Origin of the sequence: Rhodococcus sp. OK302 (assembly GCF_002245895.1) — a bacterium.
Lineage (GTDB): Bacteria > Actinomycetota > Actinomycetes > Mycobacteriales > Mycobacteriaceae > Rhodococcus_F.
In genome coordinates, this window is sequence record NZ_NPJZ01000001.1 from 4,770,658 (window position 1) to 4,795,764 (window position 25,107).

The window sequence follows — 25,107 nt, forward strand, 5'->3', positions numbered from 1 at the left end:
CACTGACGACCAATAAACCTTCCGGCCCGCGGGACGTGTCAGCGCCCCGCAGGCCGGACGCATATCCACGATTCCTCATTGAATCACCGACATCAGAGCATTGCTGGTAGTTATCGACAGCTTCGCTGAACACACAGTTACAACAGGGAGAAGACATGACCGGTCAGGTCCGGAGTACCGATTCCGCCCCCACTGCAATTCTGGACAGGGTCTCGCTGGTCCTTGACGCCTTCGACGGACCCGGGCTCCTCACGCTTACCCAAGTAGTCACACTGACCGGGCTGCCGCGATCGTCCGCACATCGAATACTCGAACGACTGGTGCAGATGCGATGGCTGCGGCGAGACGGACGGAACTACGAACTCGGACTTCGTCTCATGGAGCTCGGATCTCTTGCCATCCATCAGGATCGCCTACATCACGCAGCATTGCCCTTCCTCCACGAATTGCATCGAGTAACCGGCCACGTAGTGCATCTCGGCATCCTCCATGACTCCGACGTGGTCTATCTCGAGAAGATCGGTGGGCGCGTCGCATCCGCACTACCGTCCCGCGCCGGGGGTCGATTCCCCGCGGACAAGTCACCAATCGGGAAAGCGCTACTCGCATGCTCGGCCACAGCGCCGGCGGCAGGCTCGCCCGCCCTCGCGGACGAGCTCGACAAAATTCGCCAACAGGGTATGGCATTCGCAACCGGTGAAAATATCGCGGGCATAGGCGGCATCGCCGTGCCCATCGGCCCGATCGGTGGCGCGATTGCGGCCATCTCGATCTGCGGACCCATGGAGCACCTCAAATTCGACCATCACCACGCAGCTCCGGTCAGAATGGCAGCTATCGCGATCATGCGAAACATGTCCGGCGCACAATCCATTGTCCCGACTTTGCAACGCCGCAGCCAGCTCCGCAGCCTCCCGACTGCCGCTCGTATGCCCCAGGTTCGCTACGCCTGAATCCAGGTCGAAACACTCCAAACCAATAACGACAAACCCCACCGAATGACGGCGATGGAAGATTCCACCACCCATATTCGACGGGGTTTGTCGGGGTCTGTCAGCCGGAGCGGCTCAGGGCTACACCGCCAGGCAGGCCGGCCCGAGTAGTGCCTTGAGATCACCCATCAGCGCCGACGACGGTTCTACACGCAGTACGTCGTCAACCTTCCACAACGTGACCTCCGTGCCACCGATCAGTCGAACGTGCACGTCCGACGTTCCGGGGTGACGGGTCAAAATCTGCTTGAGAGCACCGAGTTTGTCCTTCGTGCACTGACGCAACGGCAGTGACACCGAGAGCGGGCGCGCCACTCCGATTGCCGAAAGATCCGGAACTGCAAGGTCATTGCCGATCAGCGACATCCGATCGTCACGGATGGAGACGCGTGCCTTGACCAGAACGATCGCGTCCTCCGCAATGTCCATCCCGTAGACGGCGTACGCCTGCGGGAAGAACAACACCTCGATGCCACCGACCAGATCCTCCAGAGTCACGATGCACCACGTCAGGCCGTTCTTGTTCACCCGGCGGTCGACCGAGGCGATGATGCCACCCAAGGTAACCTGCGCGCCGTCCTGGACTCCACCGTCGAGAATCGAGGCGATGGAGGTGTCGGACTGTTGCTTGAGGATATGTTCGACACCGTTGAGTGGGTGCCCGGAAACGTAGAGCCCCAGCATCTCTCGCTCGAGCGCAAGACGATGCTTGGTTTCCCACTCCTCGTCCGGAATCTTGACGTCGAATACCGACGCGATGGATTCGTCTGCCTCAGCTCCGCCGAACAGATCGAACTGGCCGATCGCCTCAGCCTTCTTGGTGCTCATGACAGCGTCGATAGCGTCGGCATGCACCAACATCAAGCCCTTACGCGGATGCCCGAGAGAGTCGAATCCGCCTGCCTTGATGAGAGATTCGGTGACCTTCTTGTTGCATGCCATCGCGTCGATCTTGCCGAGGTAATCGGAGAAGTCGGTGAACTTCGATTTTTCGGTTCGCGCCTTGATGATGGACGCCACCACGTTGGCACCGACGTTGCGCACGGACCCCATACCGAAACGGATGTCCTCACCGACTGTCGCGAAGTCGACGCGCGACTCGTTGACGTCCGGCGGTAGCACCGTGATGCCCATTCTGCGGCAGTCTGCGAGATAGATCGCGGACTTGTCCTTGTCGTCACCGACAGAGGTGAGCAGGCCGGCCATGTACTCGGCCGGATAGTTCGCCTTGAGGTACCCGGTCCAGTACGAGACCAGCCCGTACCCAGCGGAGTGCGACTTGTTGAACGCGTAGCCGGCGAAGGGCAACACGGTGTCCCAGAGAGCCTTGATGGCAGCTTCACTGAAGTTGTTGTCCAACATGCCCTGACGGAAACCGGCGTACGCCTTTTCCAGTTCGGAGAGCTTCTTCTTACCCATGGCGCGGCGCAGCAAGTCGGCCTGTCCGAGGGTGTAGCCGGCGACCTTCTGCGCCAGCTGCATGATCTGCTCCTGGTAGATGATCAGACCGTATGTCTCCGAAAGGATCTCCGCGAGCGGCTCTTCCAACTCGGGGTGAATCGGACTGACCACTTCGAGTGCATTTTTACGTTTCGCGTACGAGATGTGCGCGTCCACACCCATCGGACCCGGTCGGTACAGCGCCAGAGCGGCCACGATGTCGCCGAAACCGGTGGGCTGCATCAGTTTCAGCAGCTCACGCATACCGCCGCCGTCGAGCTGGAACACACCCAGGGTGTCGCCGCGCGCGAGGAGTTCGTAGGTAGCCGGATCATCCATCGGCAAGGTATCGAGGTCGATGTCGATACCGCGGTTGGCCTTGATGTTCTCGAGCGTGTCACCGATGACGGTGAGGTTACGCAGGCCCAAGAAGTCCATCTTGAGCAGACCGATGTCTTCACACGACGGGTAATCCCAGCCGGTGATGATGGCACCGTCCTGGGCGCGCTTCCACACCGGAATGGCGTCCATCAGCGGCTCGGACGACATGATGACGGCACACGCGTGTACACCGGCGTTACGGATCAGACCTTCGAGACCCTTTGCGGTCTTGTAGATCTTTGCGACGTCGGGGCTCGAGTCGATGAGCGCCCGAACCTCGGCCGCTTCCTTGTACCGCTCGTGTTTGGGATCGGTGATGCCGGACACCGAGATGTCCTTGGCCATAATCGGGGGCGGCAACGCCTTGGTGATCTGGTCGGCGATGGCAAAACCCGGCTTACCGAACTGCACGCGTGCGGAGTCCTTGATGGCTGCCTTGGTCTTGATGGTTCCGAACGTGATGACCTGTGCGACGCGGTCGCTTCCCCACTTGTCCGTCGCGTAGCGAACCATCTCGCCGCGACGGCGATCATCGAAGTCGATATCGATATCGGGCATCGACACACGCTCGGGGTTGAGGAATCGCTCGAACAGCAGGCCGTACGGAATGGGGTCGATGTTGGTGATGCCCATCGCGTACGCCACCAACGAACCGGCTGCGGATCCACGACCGGGACCGACGCGGATTCCGACGTCCTTGGCGTGGTTGATGAGGTCACCGACCACGAGGAAGTAGGCCGGGAAGCCCATCTCGTTGATGACGCCGATCTCGTAGTCGGCGCGCGCCAGATACTCCTGCGGCGGACCGCTCGGGAAACGGCGGTCCAAACCTCGCATGACCTCCTCGCGCAGGAAGCTCTGCTGCGTGTGCCCCTCGGGAACCGGGAAGATCGGCATGCGGTCGTGGAATGCCCAGACATCCTCGTAGGACTGGACACGCTCACCGATTGCAACCGTGTTGTCGCAGGCCCCGGGAACTTCCTTGTCCCAGATCGCCCGCATCTCGGCAGCCGACTTGAGGTAATAGCCGTCGCCGTCGAACTTGAAGCGAGTGGGATCCGAGAGTGTCTTACCGGTCTGAATACAGAGCAGTGCCTCGTGGTTCTCGGCAGCGTCCTTGGTGACGTAATGGCAGTCGTTGGTAGCCAGCGGCGGAATGCCGAGTTGCTTACCGATATCGAGCAAGCCCTCACGCACCCGGCGCTCGATCGACAGACCGTGATCCATCAGTTCCAGGAAGAAGTTGTCGGGGCCCCAGATCTCCTGCCACTTCGCGGCAGCCTCGAGAGCCTCACGATCATGACCGAGTCGCAAACGAGTCTGGATCTCCCCCGACGGGCAACCCGTGGTGGCGATGATGCCCTCGGAATGAGTCGCGATGAGCTCCTCGTCCATACGCGGCCACTTGCCGAGCTGACCTTCGATGGAGGCGAGCGACGAAAGCTTGAAGAGGTTACGCAGACCCGTCGCGTTCTCCGCGACCATCGTCATGTGCGTGTACGCGCCGCTACCCGAGACGTCGTCGGACTTCTGGCTACGATCGCCCCACAGCACGCGCTTGGTGTTGAACCGGGACTCGGGAGCGATGTACGCCTCGATACCGATGATCGGCTTGATGCCGGCCTTTTTAGCCTCGTTGTAGAACTGGCTGGCGCCGTACATGTTTCCGTGGTCGGTCATGCCGACGGCCGTCATGTCGAGACGTGCGGCCTCCTCGAACATGGCGCCGACTTTGGCCGCACCGTCGAGCATCGAGTACTCGGTGTGATTGTGAAGATGAACGAACGAGTCAGCCACGTGCGCCTCTCTGAAGGTCTGGGAGCTTTGTCGAGTGTAGGCCCCGCTACCGACAGGGTCGGCGGCCGAGCATCTGTATCCGAGGTAGTAGTGACGAGAGTTACGAGACCGGACTCACGGAATCGGACCGTCGTCCGGGCCGGGAACAACCACGTCCACGTACTCGGCCAACAACGGCCGGACTGCGGCGCGCCACGGCGTTCCGTCGACAGGCATCGCCTCGAGTGCCCGCACTGCAGGATTTGCTGCCAGCACTGCCAGGTCACCGGCATCGCCGCGAACAACCACACCGACCGCGCAGGAGCAGTCCTCGGAAAGAGATCGAACTGACGCAGCGGCAATCATCTTCTGCCGCTCGTCCACCCCGGACATCGAGGCAAGCCGAGTCGCGGCAGCACCCGGCGACTGCTTGATCGCCACGTCGTTGTCCGGTACGCCAATCGAGACCAACGGCGTCTGGACGCGATCGATCGGCACCCGCCACAGCACTTCCGACACCCTAATTCCGGGCGTGGCCGCAATGACCTCGTCGGCAGTGATCGGTGCCGCGAAAGATGCCAACGCCCAGGTCGGCCCGTTCACCGTCGACAGTGTTGCCTGCGCCCGATCGAGATAGTCGACAACCAGTTCCCCACCGTCCGGGCCGAGCGAATCCGTTCCGATCGGCGCCGTCGGCACCGGATTCATCAGTCCCGCGCCGACGACCAGCGCGACCACTGCCACGCCGGCCAACGCGGAACCGATTCCGCGCAGCGTCACGTCGATCGAAGGACCTCGAGAGCGTCCGCGAGATCCTTCGGGTACTCACTCTTGATCTCGACCCACCGGCCGTCGGCCGGGTGAGCGAAACCGAGCGACACTGCATGCAGCCACTGGCGTTCGAGACCCAGACGCTCGGCCAGTCGCGGGTCTGCCCCGTAGGTCAAGTCGCCGCAACACGGATGTCGCAGTGCGGAGAAGTGGACCCGAATCTGGTGTGTCCTACCGGTTTCGAGATGAACGTCCAACAGACTCGCGGCCTGAAACGCCTCGATGGTGTCGTAGTGCGTGACACTCGCCTTACCGTCTGCGCGCACCGCAAAACGCCAGTCGTTTCCGTGGTGGCGGCCGATGGGAGCGTCGATGGTTCCACTACTCGGATCCGGATGCCCCTGCACGAGCGCGTGGTAGCGCTTGTCGATGGTCCGTTCCTTGAAAGCACGCTTGAGCACCGTGTACGCCCGCTCGGACGTAGCAACAACCATGACACCCGACGTACCGACATCGAGCCTGTGGACGATGCCCTGACGCTCGTGTGCGCCGGACGTCGAGATCCTGTAGCCCATTGCAGCGAGTCCACCGATGACCGTCGGCCCCGTCCATCCGACGCTGGCGTGCGCCGCGACTCCGACGGGCTTGTTCACAGCAACAACGTCGTCGTCCGAGTACAGGATCTCCATGCCCTCGACCGGCGTCGCCTCGACAGTCAACGGACGCGGCGGCTCCGGCAACGTGACCTCGAGCCACGAACCCGCGGTCAACCGATCGGACTTACCCACGGCAACGCCGTCGAGCAGAACCGAACCCTCCTCGGCGAGGGTGGCCGCGACGGTGCGGGAGAGTCCGAGTAGACGAGCCAAACCGGCGTCGACGCGCATGGCATCGAGTCCGTCCGGCACTGGCATCGACCGAGATTCCCTCATTTGTTCTCCCCTTGGGATTCAGACTTGTTGTCGCCGGTCTTGTCGCTGCCGGACTTGCCGCTGTGGAGTCGCTCACCGTTGGGCTCGAACCCGAACAGGGTCAGGACGACCAGGAGAATCGCGCCGCACACGATCGCAGAATCAGCGATGTTGAACACCGGCCACCAGCCGATCGACATGAAGTCGACAACATGTCCCTGCATGAACCCCGGTGCGCGGAACAACCGGTCCATCAGATTGCCGAGAGCGCCGCCGAGTACGAGACCGAGGCCCAGAGCCCACCACGGCGAGCGGAGTGTGCGGCCGATCTTGATCACGCCGATCACCACACCGATCGCCACCAGTGTGAGGATCCACGTCATGGACGTCGCCATCGAGAATGCTGCGCCCGGGTTTCGGACCAACGTGAAAGTGACAACGTCACCGATGATTTCGATCGGCTGACCGGGCGTGATCGCTGCAACAGCCCACACCTTGGTCAGGATGTCCGCGACCAGGATTACTGCCGCAATCACGATCAGCATCACCAACCTCAGCGGGCGCTGGGGAGAATTCAGCGGGTGCTGGGGCCCATCGGGCTTCGTCGAGTCAGGCTTCGATAAATCGGTAATCGGCTGATCCTCCGCGTTGACATCTCGTTCTGGGTGGTCTGTACTCACGCCACCATCATCCCCTATGTTCGGCGCTCGGCCTGCACTCACTCCCCGACCTCGACCGGGCACTTCGGGGAACCGGTTAACCTGGAGCGCGTGCCACAGTTGTCTACGTCCGGCAGGCGCGTTCCGTATGCGTTCGCAGCCGCCCTCACTCTCGCTACTCTGCTCACCGCCTGTAGTGGCTCGGAGCAACCTCCCAACACCTCCTCGGCGACGCCCAGCGAGTTCACCGTTCCGGTAACCGCCTCCACCGTCGAGGTGCTCGATGCCGGCAGCGAACCACGCCAAAGCCTTCGGATGAGCGCGCCGGTCGGAACAACTCAGGCTGCGACACTGATCACCTCTGCCGTCGTTAGTCAGCAGATCGATCACCAACCGGTCAAAGATTTCTCGTCACCCGAAATCACGATTCCCCTGACCGCGGTTGTCACGACTGCTGCGTCGGCACAAAGTCCGACGACGGTGGTCGACCTCACCCTGTCGGACATGAGCACTCCTGACGCGACACTGCAAGCAGCGCTCGGTGGCGCCGACGGTTCGGGAGCCGGATTGAGCATCACGGAGTCCGGATCCATCACGGCATTGCGCCTCCGTCCGGCCGGCGATTCCGCAAACGCCGCCCGTGCCGCTATCGAGCAGGCTTTCGGTCAGGCTGTCTACCGCACCGTTGCGCTACCCGATGCTCCCGTCGGAGTCGGGGCGCGATGGACCGTCAAGCAGGAGGTCAGCAGCGAGATCCTGCTTGACCAGACCACCACCGTCATATTGACCGCCCGCGACGGCGACCGTCTCACTTTCTCCGTCGAGGTATCTCAGACTCCGCAGAGCAGTGTCTGGAATCTTGCCGGCAACGCCGGGATACTCAACATCGATCAGTACGTGATGGCTGGTTCCGGGACTGTCACTGTCGACATGACACTGCCCCTTCCCATCAGCGGGGACATGTCGATCGGCGGCGACCAGGCGTACAGCGACCCGGACGGATCGTCCGTCATCAAGCAGAGCATCACGAACACCATTCGGTGGACTCAGTAATGGCGCGTCGGATCGCGCTCGGACTCGGTGTTGCAACCGTACTCGTCCTCAGTGGGTGTAGCTCGGGAGCTTCCAGTGACAGTGCCACCGCTACTTCACCGGCACCGGAGGTATCACTCGTTCCGATTACACCGATCGAGGCGACTAATCTTGGTGGCACTCCCCTGGACAAGGCGACGTTGCAGCGCGCCGCGCTCACCTTGAGTGACCTTCCCGCCGATTTCGACATCGTGCCGGACCCGGTCGAAGACTTGGGCCTCGCTCCGGCACCGTCGACATCGGATTCCGACAAGTCCACTACCGACCCCGCCGCGTGTGCGGCCGTGCTCGCACCGATCTCCACCCAGATCCCCGGATCGGTCGCTTCGATCACGAAAATGTTCGCCGGACCGGATTTCACGAGCATCGATCAGGACAGTGCCTCCTTTGCCGACGGTACCGCTGCCGCAACAGCTTTCCGCACGATGCAGGAAACCCTGGCCGGCTGCGCGGAGTATTCCGGTACCGACGCCGACGGCATGACAGTTTCCTATCGAGTCGGCGCGGCACACCAGCCGAGCGTCGGCGATGCGTCCTTCTCGTACCGAATAATCACTACGAGTGAAGGATTCACACTTGTTGCCGACGTTGTCGTCGCTGCGGTCGGTACAACTCTGACACAGCTTTCGGCAACGGCTCCGACGCCCATCGCCCCGGACGTACTGGGGTCCATGGCGGTTACTGCGGCGCAGCGATTGAGCGTTCCGACCCCGTAGCCGTCATTGTGCGCAGCGCGTCACAATCCACGAGTTACCCTGCGCCCGCGAAGATGGATTACGGACCCACCAGGACTATCGCCCTTCCCAGATGGGCTCACGTTTCTGAGCGAAGGCCAGCGGACCCTCTCGAGAATCGCGGGTCGCTCCCACCCTCGCCATTTCCGCGTATGAACGCGCCCACGCTGCTTGTTCGTCAACAAGACTGCCATCGACAATTCCGGCCACCAGCCGCTTGGTGGACTGCACCGCCAACGGCGCGTTTGCAGCAACCGACGCAGCCAGTTCGAGTGCCAGTCCGAGAGACGCACCCGGCTCACTGATCCGATTGACCAGTCCCCATTCCTTGGCCTGCTGCGCGCTGAATCGATCCCCCACCAGAAGCACTTCCATGGCAATCGCCTTCGGCAGCCACTGCGCCAGCCGGATTGCACCGCCAGCCGAGGCGATAAATCCGTTGCGAACCTCGGGCAGCGAGAATTCTGCCTTCGGGTCGGCGACAACCAAATCGCACGCCAGTGCAATTTCGGCGCCTCCACCGATCGCAAATCCGTTGACAGCAGCAATGATCGGTTTCTCGATCACATGCTCACAAATACCGCCGAATCCACGTGCCCGCTTCACCGGATCATTGGGCACCAGGTCCTCTCCTGCTGCCATGGCTTTGAGATCGCCACCGCCGCAGAATGACAGGTCGCCGGATCCGGTCAGAACGATCACCCGGATACGAGGGTCGGATTCGGCGTCGGCCAGTGCGTCCCCGATGCCCTCCGCAACAGCAGCATTGACGGCATTACGTGCGTTAGGCCGGTTAATGGTGATAATCGAGATAAACCCGCGTCGCTCGCTGAACACCTCGGCGCCCGGTCCGTACGAGTACGTCGTGATAATTTCCTGTGCAATGTCAGTCATGACAGGACCGTACCTTCGGTGGAATCGGCACTAAAATTCGAGATCCACTGAATGCAACCCAGGTTCTTCATCGACCCCGAATCCTGCTTTGTCCGCGGTCGTGTGTACCGCAACAATCCCGCCCGGATACAACGGGATCATCAGCTTGGACAAGGGAAGTCACGGAATCCAATCAGGAGCCGAGCGCAATTGCCAACTCGCGCACCGCTTTCTCGGCATGTTCGAGGCTAGCGGAAGCGCGTTCTGCCAGTGGTGCCATCGGCGGGATACGCCCGGCCAATGTCAACTCTGCAGTGACAACCGAAACCTTCATTCCCAGAGAGCTTCCCAGCACTTCTTGCAGCGGCGGAATCGTAAAATCGAGACCCGCATTGTGGCTTCCCGGCGCGTACGTGTTGCCTCGGCTCGACACGATGACAACAGGTTTTCCGGCGAATGGCCGATTCGGTTCATCGAAGGGAACCGTCGTGCCCAGTACATGGATGTAGTCGATCCACGCCTTCAGCGTCGAAGGCAACGACCAGTTGTACATCGGAGCGCCGATGACCAGAACATCGGAGGCCGCGACCTCGGCAATCAACTCAGCTTGCAGCACCTCTGCCCGGGCGTCGGGTGCACTGCCAGGGTTCCGAAGTCGCTTCGCGTAATGCAACTCTGCATCAGGAAGGTGGGGCAGTTGCGCGCGGTGCAAATCTCGTCTGACAACACTGTGATCCGCCCCCAGTTCACGCCAGGTCTGGGCGAACAGCCCCGTCAATGTTCGGGAAACCGAGGTTTCCAACTCCGCGGACGAATCGATGTGCAACAGCTGTGGCATCCGTACTCCTCGAGTTTGCGTGCGCCGGGGATTGGCCGAACCCATGTCCGAGTTCGCCGGCACAACTGGCTCAGGTATTCGTACCTTACTGGCCACCCTTTCATTAGCCTCGCGCTTTCACACTGAGCGCGTCGAAACCCTGAGTCAGACAAAAAGGCGACCCGACCTTGAAGAATGCGGATTGTCGAAGCAGTTTGCCAACGCCGCACGCACCCGTTATCGCCGCGATCCGTGAGACCCTCAACGTATGAGCGATGTCATCGTCATCGGTTCCGGCTTCGCCGGATTATGGGCCGCGCTCGGCGCTGCCCGGCAGCTCGACGAACTCGGGATACCGGCCGGGCAGGTGTCGATCACGGTGCTCAGTGCCGAGCCCTTCCACGACATCCGGGTGCGCAACTACGAGGCCGATCTCAGCGCCTGCCGCATCCCGCTGGCCGATGTCCTCGACCCGGTCGGGATCGCGTACGTCGCCGCGGACGTGACCGCGATCGACACCGATGCACGGACAGTCTCCACCAACGTCGGCGGTCAGGCGCAGGCGTATAGCTACGACCGCCTCGTGCTGGCGGCAGGTAGCCGTGTAGTGCGGCCCGATATCCCGGGCCTGTGGGAGTTCGGGTTCGACGTCGACACGTACGACGGCGCAATGAAACTCGAGGCGCATCTGGCCCGGCTGGCCGAAGGACCCGTCACATCCGCCGCAGCGACCGTGGTGGTGGTCGGGGCCGGTCTGACGGGCATCGAGACCGCTTGCGAGTTGCCGGGCCGGCTCACGGCCTTGTTCGGCGCCGACGTGACGTCGCGAGTGGTGCTGGTGGACCACAACCCCAACGTCGGATCGGATATGGGCGAGTCGGCGCGGCCCGTCATCGAAGCCGCATTGTTCAACACCGGTGTCGAGGCACTGACCGGGGTGGGCGTGGCCGCTGTGGATCAGGGCGGGGTGACGCTGTCGTCCGGTGAGGTGGTGCCCGCGGCGACGGTCATCTGGTGTGCCGGAATGAAGGCAAACCCGTTGACCGCGCAGTTCCCGGTCGAGCGTGATCGGCTCGGGCGGCTCCCAGTCGACGATTATTTGCGGGTGATCGGCGTACCAGGCGTGTTCGCTGCCGGCGACGTCGCCGCCGCGAAGATGGACGATCAGCACCAGTCAGTGATGTCCTGCCAGCACAGCCGGCCGATGGGCCGCTACGCCGGGTACAACGTGATCAGCGATCTTCTCGGCAATCCGATGCTGACCCTCCGTATCCCTTGGTATGTAACAGTTTTAGATCTGGGCCCGGCGGGCGCGGTCTACACCGAGGGCTGGGATCGGCAGGTTGTGGCGACGGGTGCCGAGGCCAAAGCCACCAAGAACACCATCAACACCGCGCGCATCTATCCGCCGTTGACCCGCGATCGGGCCGCCCTGCTGAACGCCGCCGCGCCGGAATTGCAGACCCAGCCGGCCCGCGGACACCAGTAGTCCACCTACCGCGACGCTCCGACAACCGCACCGAAGCCGACCGACGGTGCACTGCGACAATCGTTGTCAGGCCATCTCGGGTACGTGCAGATGAGCGATCGCCAGCTCGAACTCACCTACCTCGAGCAGCCGCGCACCAGACTCACGGATTCCCGAAGTTCTGATGGTCTCGGACTCCTTCCTGTTTCCATTCATCGCCTCGGCGCTGTCGAAGGTCACCGATGACACAGCACGACCGGCAGCAGGATCAACCAGCAAGCTGGCACTGCAGAACCCCTCGAGCTCTTCCATCGCGGGCAGGGAGACCATCTTGTACACGTCGACGGCGCGTTCCAGATGGCCCGGCTCGACGTGAACCCACGAGACCCGCACGCAGGCACCACGGCGTGAGCGGTGGTCGCGGTGCAGGACGGCGATGTCCCACCGCGCGACGGCGGCGGTGCCGTGGAAGACCTCAGCCACTCCGGCGCGAAGCTGCAGCACTGGTCCTTCGCTCGCGCGAAGTGAATCCTCGTCCATCCAGGACGTGGTGACGATGCACCGGCCGGAACTGCGGTCGACCAGCAGGGACAGTCCGGCGCAGCCGTCGATGTCGGCCAGCGCGGGCATCACGGTATCTCGCATGTGTTTGATCCCTACGTCGATGAACGACGGCTGCGCATCAATGGTGGTAGAGCGTGCATACACGATCGACACCCTTCTCCTCGGGCGGCGCCCCGACGGCGCCGACGGGTCAATCCCCCATCTCTCACACTCCTCCACCAGACCGAGGCGAAGCAATGATCAACTACCCGACCCATCAATTCCGAACCAGGTTTGATCTTGGAGACCGCGGACGGACATCATCGTGGGAAGTATTCGCCGGAGCTCCGAGGCGGGTGTAGCGGTCGGCGCCTCGACCACTGATAGTGACGATCGGGCAGATTCGGACGCTCACTGTGAGCCGTTTCAACGAGACCTGAACCACGTCTCCCGCGCAACATTGATCAACGACTGCCTTCGATCAAATGGTTCATCAGATCAACTACGCGTCGAATCACTCGCCGCACTTCGCCCCGGTGATCGACCCGACACTCGACCGCAGGATCGAGGCTTTGATTGTGGCGGCGCGGGAACGGCTGGGATCGTGAATGTGCATGTTGGTCATGGTGGTCGTGCCGGTGATCTCGTTCCAGATCGCGAAGCGGCCACACATGACGTTCGAAGATCATAGACTGTGCGGCAGGGACTTTCGTCGATCCACTCTCTGGGGAAACGAAGCCGCGGGCACGGCCGGCACAGCGCACGCGGGTCGCCTTGCTACGCTTCCCCCGAAGGGGGTCGACTTCAAGCTATTTCAGGAAACGATGGGAAATCGACCATCAGACACCTCACGAACCGGCGTTGCACGCACCGACCGAATTCAGGAAAAACGCTGGATCGACCGCCCCAGCACTGTGAATGCGGAGATGCAAGTGCGGACCGGTAGAGCTGCCGGTGTTGCCCGTGGCCCCGATCTGATCGCCAACCTCCACATGATCCCCCACCCCGACCCACGTCTGGGAGAGGTGACCCATCTGAATCTGCTCGCCTGAGTCGGCTTCCAACTGGATGTACGTTCCGTATCCACCCGGATCATTCGGTCCGGCAACAGAAATCGTTCCCGACGTCGGCGCATGAAGCACGGTGCCGACTCCAACGGCGAAGTCGACACCGTCATGTCCTGGGTGGTAACCCTGCGAGAGTGATCCGTTGACCGGCCACTCCCAACTGCAGCTGTTCGACCAACTTTGTGCACCGGCTGTACCGGCATTCACTACCACCCCGGCGCTCACGAGAGAGCCCACTCCTGCAGCGACTGCGATAAATCGTTTTGTGTTGGAAGCCTTGCATTTTCTGTGCTTGCTCATCTTTTCCTTGACTGATGTGTGGGGCAGGTGCACTCTCGTCCCGGCCCTTGCGTTGCGAATGGCGAATTACCTTCACAGGATGTCGCGTCACGACCCTGCCCGCGACGGCCAAATTGCCTGGGACATACCTATTTTGTGGATCCCCCCGACCTGTCGATACCGCACTTGCGGCAGTCAGCGGCGACCATCCAGCGGCAGAACTCGTAAGCGGTTTCGGCGCTTCCCGTTCTGGCACAACGTTTCCAGCGTCAGTTGAAATACGCGGTGTGCAATTCGAGGTAACCGACGATACTGCCGACCGAGTCTCCAGCATGCCAATCGCAGACACCGTCACTCGGAATGCACCGCGATTCAACCGGGACCGTGAACGGTTGACGCTCACCGGACATTGTCGCGCCGAGAACATCGGGCAACGCGACCTTCGTCTCTACACCCGAACCGGCTTCACGAGGATCTGAGTAGACGATGCCCGTGACACCAGGTTTCTGCGGCTCCGTGAGAACATCGCCGACGATGCGGGCTCCTTGCGAATAACCGATAACGAGCGTGCCGTCCGGTGCGTCGGCGAGTTCAGCACGCAGGGCTTGCTTTCCAGCTTCCACCGACTGGTCGTAGCCTGGAGCGAGCACCGTCGCCGGATACGTGAGAGTGGTGACCGTGTCCTCAGGGTGGATCTCCGGAGCCCTCAGCGCCGAGCCGGATCGACCAGTACCGTCAACGACGATCACATTGCGAGCGTTGGCAGGTCCAGCAAGGAGCAGTGAAACAAATGCAGTAAATACAATGACCAGGATGGATGTACGCATCAGGCCACCTCGATTCAAGGTTGAACGATCACGGACTTTTGCTACGGGAGTTCAGAGCAAGATGATGACGCCGCACCGAATTATTAACGGCGGCACGGATATTGAAAAATCTATGCGCCATCGTTCCCTCACTCGCGCATGACGGCGTTGCCGCTTGGAGTATCGGGATACCGGGTTCACAGGGAACCGCTTCGTTGTGCCTCATCGTGGCATGCCGCGCACGTCGGCACCCGGGCCAAAGTGCCCCCTCGTGTACCTGTTTTCCTTGTGGGACCACTTCTCGTCTCGAGCCGGAGAGGCGAGATCACGAATTCCACCAACACGTGTTCCCAGATGTATCCGCTGCATCAGATTCCCCGGCAAGATGACGTGCATGAACCGTCGACGCCTTCTCCGCAACATTGCGATAGGTATTTTTGTTCTGGCTGCCGTGTACCTGGGGATCACCGGCATCGTGAACGGCGAACTATCGACGATCGTCTATGTCGCGATGGTCGTTCCAGTGGCATTGAGTTGGTGGAACGACCAGCGTGGCAAGCCTTCCACAATCCGATCCGGTTCTGTCGTGTGGCAAACACTCAAGCTGCTCTACGCCATCGCCCTCGGAATCGGCGGCGTCGCACTCGCGACTATCGAGCCCTCCATCGTCTCCCGCATCTCCGGCTTTCTTGTCGTAGTTTCCGTCCTCTTTTACCTGCTGGCGTTCTGTTACTCGAAAGAAGCCAAACCGCAGACCCTTTGACAACTCGCCCGCCACAATGAACGGTAAGTAGTGCTGGGAAAAGACGAAAGCGCCACACCGACGTGAGGAGCAGAGTTTCATGCCAGAACCGAGAAGAGCTGACCATTCCGACTACGTTTCCGTAAATCCGATCTTTTCCAGACCCGGCGAAGATTCGGTTGCCTCGAAGTACACCCTCGAACCTGACGGAATGCTCCCCGAAACCGCGTATCAGATCGTCCACGACGAAACGATGCTCGACGGCAATGCCCGCCTTAATCTCGCCACATTTGTGGGCACGTGGATGGACGATCACGCTACCCGCCTTTACGCCGAATCCTTCGACAAGAACATGATCGACAAGGACGAGTATCCGCAGACCGCTGCAATCGAGACGTACTGCTGGCGAATTCTCGCTGATTTGTGGCACGCACCGTCACCGAAGGACGCGATCGGAACGTCGACCATCGGTTCCTCCGAGGCTTGCATGCTGGGCGGACTCGCTCTCAAGCGACGGTGGCAGCACGCACGCCGAGCCGCCGGCAAGTCGACGGATCGACCGAACATGGTCATGAGCTCAGCAGTGCAAGTGTGCTGGGAAAAGTTCTGCAACTACTGGGACGTCGAAGCGCGATACGTGCCGATCAGCGAAGAGCACCACACCCTCGACGGGTACGATCTCGACCAGTACGTCGACGAGAACACCATCGGGGTTGTCGCGATCATGGGAGTCACGTACACGGGTATGTACGAGCCCGTGCTCGAAATTTCCAACGCACTCGATGCAATCCAGGCAAAGACCGGTCTGGACATCCCCATTCACGTCGACGGAGCTTCGGGCGCAATGATCGCGCCGTTCCTTCAGCCGGAAATCGAGTGGGACTTCCGGCTTCCACGGGTGCACTCGATAAATACATCGGCGCACAAATATGGACTGGTCTATCCGGGACTGGGCTGGGTGGTGTGGCGGTCGGAAGATCTACTCCCGGATGATCTCGTATTCAAGGTCAGCTATCTCGGCGGCAGCATGCCGACCTTCGCGCTTAATTTTTCCCGTCCCGGCGCGCAGGTGATCCTGCAGTTCTACTTGTTCCTTCGACTGGGACGCGACGGATATCGCAGCATCCAACAGTCCTCGCAGGACGTCGCGAAGTTCCTGGCGGAGGGCATCGGAAAACTCGACGCCTTCGAGCTCTGGAACAACGGCAGCGATATTCCGGTCTTCGCGTGGCGTCTCAAGCCCGGGCACACAGAAAATTGGACCCTCTACGACCTGTCGGATCGACTGCGGGCGAAAGGCTGGCTGGTTCCGGCCTACCCGATGCCCGACAACCTGGCCGACCTCACCGTTCAACGCATCGTCGTGCGGAACGGCTTGAGCATGGACTTGGCGGCCAGCCTGTTGCGCGTCATCGACGAGGAAACCGCGTTCCTCGACGAACTTGCCAGCCCGATGCCCCGGCCACGCGTCACCGAAGGCTTCCATCACTAACCTGCTGAACAGACAAAACTGCCGTCGGCTCCCATGTTCGGGTGCCGACGGCAGTTCTATTCAGAATTGAAAATCAAGCACACGCAGGCGACGTCAGGTTCGCAACCGGAAGAATCGCGCACGCGGTGGTCTTCGAGAGCTTCCACACGCCGTCGACGTACACGAAGGACGCCTGAGCACCCTGACCGAGCGGCTGTCCGTTGACGATGATGTTCAACGAAGCCGAAGCCGTATCGCTACCCGTGTCGATGACCGGGTCGAGGATCTCGACCTGAGCGTTGGCAGCCTTGGCAGCTGCGGCAACCTGGTTCATCAGCTCGGGATCGGCCTCGGCACCCTCGACGAGGTTGGCACGCTCCGCGACGGGAACAGTCTCGTCGAGGCCCTTGACCAGAAGTGCATTGAGGTCGGCAGCCGACGGCAGCACAACGGGGGTTCCGGTGGGGGCGGCCGTCGTGGTCTTGGCAGTCGTCTTCGGGGCGGGCGCGGGGTCGCTGGAACTGCAGGCAGTCATCGTCAGGGCCGCTGCAATCGCGACGGCTGCGACGGTCATGTTACGAAGCTTCAACTTCTCAGTCCTATCCATATCCGGTGTTCATATACGAGCGCACCATGAACGTGGGCACTCGCGGTCTTTGATCACATTACCCAACGGTAAGTGTGGAAAGTCTAAGGATCTCCTCAGAATAGGCTGCCCAGCGCATCCGCCACTTGGAGATACGCGTCGTCGTCGGAGAATGTTTTGGCGATTCCTGTTCCCGTGGAACGAGTTTCGAACCGAACCGTGACCACGCCGTGTCCAGCGCCCTGCACCCAACCGTGACCGAATTCCGGATGGCTCACATCCAGACCGGGGTGCCAGTATCTCTCCGGAACCCGCGCCGGCACCGGTGCATCGTCGGGTTCGTCCGTCACTGTTTCAACCAGATACCCGGGCACATCCTGGTCGAGTTCCGGAAACAACGACCCTTGACGGACGGTCGACAGCCCGGCAAAACCTACCCCGACAAGTCGGATGGGACCCAGTTCCAACGGATCGATCACCTGCTTCTGCGCAGTCGCGATCAGGATCGCGCGGTCGAGGGTTGCATACGGCAGGGTCACTGATCGGGTCAGGACACTCATATCCGATTTCCTGAGCTTGAGTACCACAGTCCGAGCAGCGCGGCCGTCCTTCTCGAGCCTGGAATAGGCAGAGCCACCACTGTTTTCGACCGCAGCACGCAACTGCGCCAACGTCACGATGTCGGTGGCGAACGTCGATTCTGCACTGATCTGCTTGGACTCCGCACGCTCCGCAACCGGACGATCGTCGATCCCCTGAGCCAACCGGTGCAGGCCCGGCCCCACCGTTGTTCCCAGGATCGACGCAACCTCCGCCGGCGGTGTCCGCACAAACCCACCGATGGTCACGATCCCGAGCCGTTTGAGTTTCTCCTCCGCCACCGGGCCGATTCCCCACAGCTTGCGTACCGGCAACGGATCAAGCAGATCCCGCTGCTGACCAGGCGGAACCACCGCAACGCCATCAGGTTTGGCCAGGCCCGACGCAATTTTGGCCACCTGCTTGCCGGCCCCCGCACCGATGGAGGCCACCAATCCCGTCTCGGCCAGGACGAGAGCACGAATGTCCTCACAGAACGCGCGAACCTCATCGGCACCGGCACCCGCCAATTCCGTCGGCTCACCGAACGCCTCGTCCACTGACAACTGTTCCAACACCGGCATCCGCAGCCTCAATGCGTCGAACGCCCGCTTGCTCAGCACGGAATAGAGCGACATGCGCGGCGGCAGAACTACTCCCCCACCGCCCACTAATCGACGCGCCTGATGCATCGGCATCGCGGAGCGAGCCCCGAACGCACGGGCCTCGTAACTACAACCGGCGACCACACCCCGGCCACCCAGACCGCCCACCATCACCGGGCGTCCCCGCAAAGTCGGACGAGTCAACTGCTCGGCGGAAGCAAAGAACGCATCCATGTCGAGATGAAGTACCCACCTTCGACTTCGCGTCGGGTCAGCGTGATTCATCAGTGATAACGGGCAATTTCTTCTTGGGCGATTTCTTCTTGGGCAGCGGTAGTGCGTCAGCTGTTCGCTGGATGAATGCCTGAAGTTGATCGACGTCGTCGAGGCCCTCTCGAGGCACCCGGCAATAGTCTTTTGCGCCCGGATACGGCGGCATACGCTCTGCCGGCGATGAGAACTCACCACTGATCTCGGTGGGCTTGACGAACAACGTGTTGTTGCAGATCAGAGCAACCATTTTCTCGTCGCAATACAACCCGTACTCACCGAACATAGCCCGAGCACGGACGTCGAGCGGCTCCAACTGTTCCAGGATCCACGTGACGGTGTCTTTGCTCGAGCTCATGCCAGCACGCTACTCCGGTACCCCGACACATTTCGGGGCACCGGAGTCAGCGTGTACTAGGCCTTCGTGATCGCGGCGCGGACTCCGTCACCGAGGTCCACGGCGTCGCTACCGGCCTCGCCCACGGAGAATTCGACCGCCAGAACCTCACCGGCAATCATGTCGCCGTGGCGCTGTGCCCATTCCTTGCGATCCTCAGGGACCTCGAGGATGACCTTGATGCGGTCCGACACGTCGAGACCGGCATTGCGGCGTGCATCCTGCAATTCACGAACACGGTCCTTGGCCCAGCCCTCAGCCTCGAGCTCTTCGGTCACAGCCGAATCGAGAACAACCAGGCCGATGCCATCGGGAAGAGCAGCCGTCGAATCAGGTTCTGCTGCAACCAGTTTCTGCGTGTACTCCTCCGGCAGGAGTTCGATTCCGGCGGCGACAACTACGCCGTCGGCGTTCTCGGTCCAGTCGCCGGCCTTCACTGCCTTGATGACGGTCTGCACGGACTTTCCCAGACGCGGGCCGGCAGCGCGCGCGTTGACCACAATTTCGAAGCGGCCGTGAGCGTCGACGTCATCGGTGAGGTCGACCTTCTTGACGTTGACCTCGTCAGCGATCAAGCCGAGGAATGGACGCAGACGCTCCGAATCGGGAGCAGCGACAGTGACCTCGGGCAGCGGCAGACGAACCCGCAGGTTCTGCGCCTTACGCAGGCTCAGCACGGTGGAGCAGACCACACGCACGTCATCCATCGCGGAAACCAGTTCAGGGTTGGCCGGCAATTCCGACGCCTCCGGCCAATCAGCCAAGTGCACCGAGCGCTCGCCGGTCAATCCACGCCAGATCACTTCGGACACCAGCGGCAGCAGCGGCGCAGCCAAACGCGTGACCACTTCGAGAACAGTGTGGAGCGTGTCGATCGCGTCGCGATCCTCATCCCAGAAACGTGAACGCGAGCGTCGCACATACCAATTGGTGAGCGCGTCGCAGAACAAGCGCAGTTCGTCGCAGGCACCGGAGATGTCGTTGGCCTCGAGAGCGTCGGTGATGACATCGCGAGTACTCGCGAGCTTCGCCAAGATGTACTGGTCGAGAATGTTCTCCGAATCCGTACGCCACACACCGGATTCCGGTGCGTACAGCTGCAGGAAACTCCAGGCGTTCCACAGTGGCAGCAGCGCTTGGCGAACACCTTCGCGGATGCCCTGCTCGGTGACAACAAGGTTTCCACCGCGCAGGATCGGCGAGGACATCAGGAACCAGCGCATGGCATCACTGCCGTCGCGGTTGAACACCTCCTTGACATCCGGGTAGTTGCCCTTGGACTTGCTCATCTTCAATCCGTCGTCACCGAGGACGATGCCGTGTGCCACAACAGTTTTGAACGCGGGACGATCAAACAATGCGGTAGCCAGCACGTGCAGGTTGTAGAACCAGCCGCGCGTCTGACCGTTGTACTCGACGATGAAATCGCCAGGGTAGTGAGTCTCGAACCAATCCTGGTTCTCGAAGGGGTAGTGAACCTGAGCAAACGGCATGGAACCCGATTCGAACCAGCAGTCCAGAACCTCGGGAACCCGACGCATCATCGACTTGCCGGTCGGGTCATCCGGGTTGGGACGGACCAGATCGTCGATCACCGGACGGTGCAGATCGGCCGGGCGCACGCCGAAGTCTGCCTCCAGCTGATCGAGCGAACCGTACACATCCATGCGCGGATACTGCGGATCGTCCGACATCCACACCGGGATCGGACTGCCCCAGTATCGGTTTCGGCTGATGTTCCAGTCGCGCGCACCTTCGAGCCACTTGCCGAACTGGCCGTCACGGATGTGGTCGGGCACCCACGTGATGTCCTGGTTGAGCTCGACCATGCGGTCGCGGAACTTGGTGACGGACACGAACCACGACGGAACTGCCATGTAGATAAGCGGCTGACCACTGCGCCAACTGTGCGGATACGAGTGCTCGATTGTCTCGTGGCGCAACAACTTTCCGGCGGCCTTGAGATCCTTGATGATGACCGGGTTCGCATCGAAGACCATCAAGCCCTCGTAGGTCGGCACCATCGACGTGAACTTTCCGCCAGCGTCGAGAGGCTGAACGACCTCGATACCGTTGGCAGTAGCAACATCCATATCCTCTTCACCGAAAGCTGGTGCGAGGTGGACGATTCCGGTTCCCGAATCCACGGTGACGTAGTCGGCGGACAACACGACATGCGAATTCGGATGGCCCGCAAAGAAATCGAACGGCGGGGTGTACGACAAGCCGACGAGTTCGCTGCCCTTGTGGCGCGAAACCACCTCGGGCTCCTCCCCCAGCTCACGCGCGTAATGACCGACGCGAGCTTCCGCCAACACATATCGCTTGCCGTCCAAGCCGAGTACCTGGACATAGTCGATCTCGGGGTGCACCGCCGTCGCCAAGTTGGAAGGAAGCGTCCACGGCGTCGTGGTCCAGATGATTGCGTTGGCGCCGTCGAGAGGAGAACCCGGTGCCACCAACGGCATATCGACAGTGACAGCCGGATCCTGACGCATCTTGTACGCGTCGTCCAACTTGGTTTCCTGGTTGGACAGCGGTGTCTGCTCGTACCAGCTGTACGGCAGGACACGGAATCCCTGGTAGATCAGGCCCTTGTCGAAAAGTTCCTTGAACGCCCACATGACCGACTCCATGAAGTCGATATCGAGGGTCTTGTAGTCATTGTCGAAATCGACCCAGCGCGCCTGACGGGTGACGTACTCACGCCAGTCATCGGTGTACTTGAGTACCGAAGACCTGCAGTAGTCGTTGAACTTGGCGAGACCCATGACGTCGATCTCGGACTTGTCCTTGATTCCGAGCTGCTTCTCGGCCTCGAGCTCAGCCGGCAGTCCGTGGCAGTCCCAGCCGAATCGGCGTTCGACCTTGCGGCCCCGCATGGTCTGGAAACGCGGCACGAGATCCTTGACGTAACCCGTCAGCAAGTGACCGTAGTGCGGCAAACCATTGGCGAACGGCGGGCCGTCGTAGAAGACGAACTCCTCGCTGCCGTCGCGATTGGCAACAGACGCCCGGAAGGTGTCGTCGTCGGCCCACTCTTTCAGGACCTTTTCTTCCAGAACCGGAAACTTGACTCCGGTATCGGCGGGGACGCCGTAATCGACTTTGGGGTACCCGTTACTCGCCACTGCGATCTCCTCGTGCCTGTCCGACTCGGCACGGGGACGATATGTGCGCATCTGCGTACGTACCGCGGTACCACCCCGCTTGCAACACGTGAATCCGGCGACGTTCATCTTCCGGACTTCCGGTTACCTCTCTCATCGAGCTGTGACGGGCTCACCCGTTCGGTTCTACTGAGTGTCCGGCAAGCTCGATTGCCTGCTGAATCACCGTTCTTCCGAAGGCTCCCCGGTGATAGCCGGTTCATCGCCAGATAAATCCTAATTAGCCTGTGTTTGTGTCGACCAGTCTAATGCTCGTCGTTTTCATTCGCTGATCCGCCGTCGGTGCCCGCAGAATCGGGCACGTCCCCGGCATCCGGGATCGACCCGGCGCCGGAAGCAGCGGACCGATCCTGCTCATCCAACGGCAGAACCGTTCTCTTGCTGGTCAGCGCACTGACCAGCAAGAGAACGGCACCTGCGATGCAAATTGCGATACATGCCCACGCCCAGATAATCGAACCGGTTGTCAGAGCAATGACCAGGAATGCGAATCCTGCCGCAGCGAGAACTATCGTCGAGACCAGCACGTGTCACCCTCTACCGGTGTCGCCGCTGACCGTCGAGAACTTCTCGGTCAGCTGTTTCCCTTTGCGAACGACGGGCTGAAAGATTCCTGGCCACCGTCGACCGGCACTGCGGAACCGCGCTGTTCGAGCTCTTCGAGCTGCGATTCCAGGTAGGACTTGAGGCGCACCCGGTACTCACGTTCGAACGTCTTGAGCTGCTCGATACGGCCTTCGAGGACCGAACGCTGCTGGTTGATGGTCGCCATGATCTCGGTGTGCTTCTTCTCGGCGTCCGCCTTGAGAGCGTCGGCCTTCTCCTGAGCCTGGCGAAGCTGAGTCTCGGAGCGAGTCTGCGCGTCGGTGAGCATTGCTTCCGACTTGTTGCGAGCGTCCGAGATCATGCCGTCAGCCTTGCTGCGAGCTTCGCTCATCAGCTGCTCGGAGTTGGTGCGAGCGCTTCCGAGCAGCTGCTCGGACTCCGCCTTGGCATCACCGGTAAGGCGATCGGCCATCTCCTGAGCCAGGCCGAGGACCTTGGCTGCCTGCATGTGTGTGTCAGCGCTCTGAGGTACCGGAGCTGCTGCGGCCACGGGGACCGGTGCCACGACGGGAGCGGGCTTGGGAGCCTCTACCACGCGAGCGGGTTCAGGCTTGGGCTGCGGAGCAACCGGAGCGGCCTGCGCACCAGCCGGTGCCGGCGCCTTCTTCGCGGCGGCAAGTTCCTGATCCAGCTCACCTACGCGCTGATGCAGATCTGCATTTTCTTCGATGAGCTGCGAAAGTGCCTGCTCGACGAGATCAAGAAATGCGTCGACCTCGTCTTCGTTGTAGCCGCGCTTGCCGATAGGCGGCTTGCTGAACGCAACGTTGTGCACGTCAGCTGGAGTCAGTTGCGGCATGGAAGGATCCCTTCACGCGTCATTAGGCGGTCTAGCAAGCATTCAGTTGCAACACGGTGTACGTAGCGGCGAACCACCACACGAGTTATGGGTTCCATTCTGGCACACCCTCTCTACTACCGCGCCGAGCCGACAACCGACATCAGGATGATGACGATGAAAAGCAAGACCATGATGGATAGATCCAGGCGAACCCCACCCAGGTTGATCGGAGGGATCAACTTACGAAGGAGTTTCACCGGCGGATCGGTGATAGTGAAAACTGTTTCGAGAATGACTGCGACCAGTCCCGACGGTCGCCAGTCTCTGGCGAACGAACGAACGAACTCGACTATCACTCTGCCGATCAACAAAAGCCAGAAGATAACCAGCACTAGATAGATCACTTCGAGGAGCCCGTTCACACTCTCACTCTGCCTGACTTCTGCGTGGCGTCCAAAACAGACATCCTGCATCGGCAGCAAAACCGGAGCTCCGCAAACTGGCTGAATTGCGACCGGGCACACCGACGATCGAGGTCGTCGGCACCGGCTTCAACCAACCAGCAAACGCAGCGTTTCGGCTGTTCAGGGAGCTATCCGCAATCGAGAGAATCATTTTTGGCTGTAGAAGCCCGTCTCCGCGATGCGACGACGCTCTTCGGCCGACACATCGATGTCAGCCGGTGAGAGAAGAAACACTTTGGTGGCGACCTTGTCGAAAGAACCGCGCAGGGCAAAAGCCAGACCGGCGGCAAAATCGACCAGTCGCTTCGCATCGGCGTTGCTCATATCGACCAAATCCATGATGACGGGAGTTCCGTCGCGGAATCGCTCACCGATAGTCCGGGCCTCGGCGTAGCTCTGTGGGCGCAGCGTGGTGATCTTCGCCAGCGGGCCGCCGTCGTCGACTACGGGCGCGCGGCGAACCTCGGGGCGCTCGGCGCGAGCGTCGACTGCTAGGTTTCCGCGGCTGGCCGGACGCGGTGCCATCGAGGGGCGAGGCGCGCGGCTTCCGACTGCATCGATGCGCGGACGCGAATCGTAGCGATCGAAATCGGCTTCTTCCTCTTCACGACGACTGGGTGCGTAACCGGCCTTCGAGAACGCCGGTTCGGCAAACTCACGGTCATCGCGTTCGGCGTAACCATCGTGGCTACGACGAGGTGCGCGACGAGCCTGGTCGGGCTCCTCCACGTACTCGTCCTCGTAGTCATCGAGGGGAACCATGCCGAAGTAAGCCTTGAACTTGTGCAGGTTGCTCATTGATCGACCTTCCTTGGCGCGGCGGAATC

23 protein-coding genes are annotated in these 25,107 nt (G+C 61.2%); 6 read left to right on the forward strand and 17 right to left on the reverse strand.

Going from position 1 to position 25,107, the window contains the following annotated elements; translation table 11 throughout:
- Window positions 1–155 precede the first annotated feature (155 nt).
- Window positions 156–953: an IclR family transcriptional regulator gene (locus BDB13_RS21850; protein WP_094273670.1), complete on the forward strand. Its 798-nt coding sequence runs from the start codon at window positions 156–158 to the stop codon at window positions 951–953.
- Window positions 954–1,073: 120 nt separating this feature from the next.
- Here the strand turns inward: BDB13_RS21850 and dnaE are convergent, their stop codons facing one another.
- The 4 genes from dnaE to lspA all read right to left on the reverse strand — a co-directional run bounded on the left by dnaE (window position 1,074) and on the right by lspA (window position 6,849).
- Entirely contained in the window at window positions 1,074–4,610 is a 3,537-nt protein-coding gene (gene dnaE / locus BDB13_RS21855) for a DNA polymerase III subunit alpha (protein WP_094273671.1), read from the reverse strand.
- A gap of 114 nt (window positions 4,611–4,724) precedes the next feature.
- Window positions 4,725–5,369, reverse strand: a complete 645-nt coding sequence (locus BDB13_RS21860; RefSeq protein WP_094273672.1) for a hypothetical protein — start codon at window positions 5,367–5,369, stop codon at window positions 4,725–4,727.
- Window positions 5,366–6,292 (reverse strand): RluA family pseudouridine synthase, encoded by a 927-nt coding sequence (locus tag BDB13_RS21865; protein ID WP_094273673.1) that lies wholly within the window; start codon window positions 6,290–6,292, stop codon window positions 5,366–5,368. The genes BDB13_RS21860 and BDB13_RS21865 overlap by 4 nt, the downstream gene beginning before the upstream one ends.
- Complete coding sequence (lspA, locus tag BDB13_RS21870; protein WP_254923050.1) at window positions 6,289–6,849, reverse strand: signal peptidase II; 561 nt, start codon at window positions 6,847–6,849, stop codon at window positions 6,289–6,291. The genes BDB13_RS21865 and lspA overlap by 4 nt, the downstream gene beginning before the upstream one ends.
- Window positions 6,850–7,041: 192 nt before the next feature.
- Between lspA and BDB13_RS21875 the strand changes: the two genes are divergently transcribed.
- Complete coding sequence (locus tag BDB13_RS21875) at window positions 7,042–7,983, forward strand: hypothetical protein (protein WP_094273675.1); 942 nt, start codon at window positions 7,042–7,044, stop codon at window positions 7,981–7,983.
- Window positions 7,983–8,738, forward strand: coding sequence for a sensor domain-containing protein (locus BDB13_RS21880; RefSeq protein ID WP_094273676.1), 756 nt, complete (start codon window positions 7,983–7,985; stop codon window positions 8,736–8,738). Before BDB13_RS21875 ends, BDB13_RS21880 begins: the two co-directional genes overlap by 1 nt.
- Window positions 8,739–8,813: 75 nt before the next feature.
- Here BDB13_RS21880 and BDB13_RS21885 read toward each other — a convergent pair whose 3' ends face one another.
- Complete coding sequence (locus tag BDB13_RS21885; RefSeq protein ID WP_094273677.1) at window positions 8,814–9,650, reverse strand: crotonase/enoyl-CoA hydratase family protein; 837 nt, start codon at window positions 9,648–9,650, stop codon at window positions 8,814–8,816.
- Window positions 9,651–9,822: 172 nt separating this feature from the next.
- Window positions 9,823–10,467 (reverse strand): FMN-dependent NADH-azoreductase, encoded by a 645-nt coding sequence (locus tag BDB13_RS21890; protein WP_094273678.1) that lies wholly within the window; start codon window positions 10,465–10,467, stop codon window positions 9,823–9,825.
- A gap of 247 nt (window positions 10,468–10,714) precedes the next feature.
- Between BDB13_RS21890 and BDB13_RS21895 the strand changes: the two genes are divergently transcribed.
- Window positions 10,715–11,935 carry an NAD(P)/FAD-dependent oxidoreductase gene (locus tag BDB13_RS21895; protein WP_094273679.1) on the forward strand — a complete coding sequence of 407 codons (1,221 nt, stop codon included), beginning with the start codon at window positions 10,715–10,717 and terminating at the stop codon, window positions 11,933–11,935.
- Between the two features lie 66 nt (window positions 11,936–12,001).
- On the opposite strand, the gene BDB13_RS21900 is transcribed toward BDB13_RS21895, so the two are convergent.
- The 3 genes from BDB13_RS21900 to BDB13_RS21910 all read right to left on the reverse strand — a co-directional run bounded on the left by BDB13_RS21900 (window position 12,002) and on the right by BDB13_RS21910 (window position 14,630).
- Window positions 12,002–12,631: a hypothetical protein gene (locus BDB13_RS21900; RefSeq protein WP_094273680.1), complete on the reverse strand. Its 630-nt coding sequence runs from the start codon at window positions 12,629–12,631 to the stop codon at window positions 12,002–12,004.
- Between the two features lie 674 nt (window positions 12,632–13,305).
- Window positions 13,306–13,749, reverse strand: a complete 444-nt coding sequence (locus BDB13_RS21905) for a M23 family metallopeptidase (protein WP_254922915.1) — start codon at window positions 13,747–13,749, stop codon at window positions 13,306–13,308.
- Window positions 13,750–14,072: 323 nt separating this feature from the next.
- Window positions 14,073–14,630 carry a cutinase family protein gene (locus tag BDB13_RS21910; protein ID WP_094273681.1) on the reverse strand — a complete coding sequence of 186 codons (558 nt, stop codon included), beginning with the start codon at window positions 14,628–14,630 and terminating at the stop codon, window positions 14,073–14,075.
- A gap of 373 nt (window positions 14,631–15,003) precedes the next feature.
- On the opposite strand from BDB13_RS21910, the gene BDB13_RS21915 reads away from it, so the two are divergent.
- Together BDB13_RS21915 and BDB13_RS21920 are read left to right on the forward strand one after the other, a co-directional pair.
- Window positions 15,004–15,372 carry a hypothetical protein gene (locus tag BDB13_RS21915; protein WP_094273682.1) on the forward strand — a complete coding sequence of 123 codons (369 nt, stop codon included), beginning with the start codon at window positions 15,004–15,006 and terminating at the stop codon, window positions 15,370–15,372.
- Between the two features lie 79 nt (window positions 15,373–15,451).
- On the forward strand, window positions 15,452–16,843 hold the full coding sequence (locus tag BDB13_RS21920; RefSeq protein ID WP_094273683.1) for a glutamate decarboxylase: 1,392 nt from the start codon (window positions 15,452–15,454) through the stop codon (window positions 16,841–16,843).
- A gap of 73 nt (window positions 16,844–16,916) precedes the next feature.
- On the opposite strand, the gene BDB13_RS21925 is transcribed toward BDB13_RS21920, so the two are convergent.
- The 8 genes from BDB13_RS21925 to BDB13_RS21960 form a co-directional block, all read right to left on the reverse strand.
- Window positions 16,917–17,411 (reverse strand): hypothetical protein, encoded by a 495-nt coding sequence (locus BDB13_RS21925; protein WP_094275097.1) that lies wholly within the window; start codon window positions 17,409–17,411, stop codon window positions 16,917–16,919.
- A 113-nt stretch (window positions 17,412–17,524) separates the two neighbouring features.
- On the reverse strand, window positions 17,525–18,877 hold the full coding sequence (locus BDB13_RS21930; protein WP_094273684.1) for a DNA polymerase IV: 1,353 nt from the start codon (window positions 18,875–18,877) through the stop codon (window positions 17,525–17,527).
- Entirely contained in the window at window positions 18,864–19,220 is a 357-nt protein-coding gene (locus BDB13_RS21935) for a TfoX/Sxy family protein (protein ID WP_094273685.1), read from the reverse strand. The genes BDB13_RS21930 and BDB13_RS21935 overlap by 14 nt, the downstream gene beginning before the upstream one ends.
- A gap of 56 nt (window positions 19,221–19,276) precedes the next feature.
- Window positions 19,277–22,441 (reverse strand): isoleucine--tRNA ligase, encoded by a 3,165-nt coding sequence (gene ileS, locus BDB13_RS21940; protein ID WP_094275098.1) that lies wholly within the window; start codon window positions 22,439–22,441, stop codon window positions 19,277–19,279.
- Between the two features lie 233 nt (window positions 22,442–22,674).
- A complete protein-coding gene (locus BDB13_RS21945) occupies window positions 22,675–22,956 on the reverse strand; it encodes a hypothetical protein (protein WP_094273686.1) in 282 nt (93 codons plus the stop codon).
- A gap of 47 nt (window positions 22,957–23,003) precedes the next feature.
- Window positions 23,004–23,834 carry a DivIVA-like cell division protein Wag31 gene (gene wag31, locus BDB13_RS21950; protein ID WP_094273687.1) on the reverse strand — a complete coding sequence of 277 codons (831 nt, stop codon included), beginning with the start codon at window positions 23,832–23,834 and terminating at the stop codon, window positions 23,004–23,006.
- A gap of 116 nt (window positions 23,835–23,950) precedes the next feature.
- Window positions 23,951–24,238 carry a YggT family protein gene (locus tag BDB13_RS21955; RefSeq protein ID WP_094273688.1) on the reverse strand — a complete coding sequence of 96 codons (288 nt, stop codon included), beginning with the start codon at window positions 24,236–24,238 and terminating at the stop codon, window positions 23,951–23,953.
- 189 nt (window positions 24,239–24,427) lie between these two features.
- A complete protein-coding gene (locus BDB13_RS21960) occupies window positions 24,428–25,078 on the reverse strand; it encodes a cell division protein SepF (protein ID WP_094273689.1) in 651 nt (216 codons plus the stop codon).
- Window positions 25,079–25,107: the final 29 nt, after the last annotated feature.